The organism is Streptomyces pinistramenti, from assembly GCF_020564935.1.
GTDB classification, from domain to species: Bacteria; Actinomycetota; Actinomycetes; order Streptomycetales; family Streptomycetaceae; genus Streptomyces; species Streptomyces pinistramenti.
Window position 1 is genome coordinate 1 of the sequence record NZ_JAJCXB010000127.1, and the last position, 1,242, is coordinate 1,242.

The following is a 1,242-nucleotide window of genomic DNA, read 5'->3' on the forward strand; positions in this document are numbered from 1 at the left end:
ATCCTGCTGCGCCTCTCCGACGTCGCCAAGACCTACCCGCTGCACGGCGGCCCCTTCGCCCGGCGCAAGGGCGAAGGATCCCAGGTCAGCGCCGTCGCGGGGGTCTCGCTCACGGTCCGGCGCGGGGAGACGTTCGGCATCGTCGGGGAATCGGGCTGCGGAAAGTCGACCCTCGGCCGGATGGTCGTCGGCCTCGAAGCGCCCACCGCGGGCACCATCGAGATCGGCGCCCGCGACATCGGCGCCCTCTCGCGCGGGCAACTGCGCGCCCACCGCCGGGATGTCCAGCTGATGTTCCAGGACTCCTACGCCTCCATGGACCCCCGGATGCGGGTCGGCGCGGTACTGCGCGAGCCGCTGGTCATCCAGGGCATCGGCGACCGGGCGGCACAACAGGAGCGGATCGCCGCGCTGCTCGACGACGTCGGGCTGCCGCGCGGCGCCGTCGACCGCTACCCGCACGAATTCTCCGGCGGCCAGCGGCAGCGCCTCGGCCTGGCCCGCGCCCTCGCCCTGGCGCCCGCCCTCGTCGTCGCCGACGAACCGGTCTCCGCCCTCGACGTCTCCGTCCAGGCACAGATCCTCAACCTGATGCGCGACCTCCAGCGCGAGAAGGGCCTCACCTACCTCTTCATCTCGCACGACCTGGCGGTGGTGCGGCACCTCGCGGACTCGGTCGGGGTGATGTACCTCGGCAAACTCGTCGAGACCGGCCCGGCCGCGCGGGTCTTCGCCCGGCCCCTGCACCCCTACACCAGGGGACTGCTGGACACCGTCAACGCCCCCGATCCGGCTGCCGCGCCGACCGGTACCCCGCTGGGCGGCGAGACCCCGTCGGCCGCCGCGCCGCCGTCCGGCTGCCGCTTTCGCACCCGCTGCCCGGCCGCCCGCGACCTGTGCGCGACGACCGAGCCACCGCCCGCCGAACCGGACACCCCCGGGCACCGGGTGGCCTGCCACTTCCCGCTGACGGGTGCCGCGGCCGGCCACGGGTGACCGCCGGCGGCGGCCCGCCGCAATTCGTCGTGCGCGGCGGCCATGGACGGGCGAAACTCGGGTACAGGGGTCAGACGCACGCAGCAGTCCACCATCGGAGGCACGCGATGCAGCGGCAACCGACCAAGTACCCGTACGGGACGCTCGCCCGCGAACCCGACCCCGGCGATCCGGGCCCCGAGCCCGGCGGCCCCCCTCCGGGCCCCGTCCCCGAGCCACCGCTCCCCCCCCCCCCCCCCCCCCCCC

At 75.3% G+C, this 1,242-nt stretch carries 1 protein-coding gene; it reads left to right on the top strand.

The window, feature by feature from the left end:
• Window positions 1-996, top strand: a 996-nt coding sequence (locus LIU39_RS34660) for an ABC transporter ATP-binding protein (RefSeq protein ID WP_227050960.1), incomplete at its 5' end; no start/stop codon positions are given.
• Window positions 997-1,242: the final 246 nt, after the last annotated feature.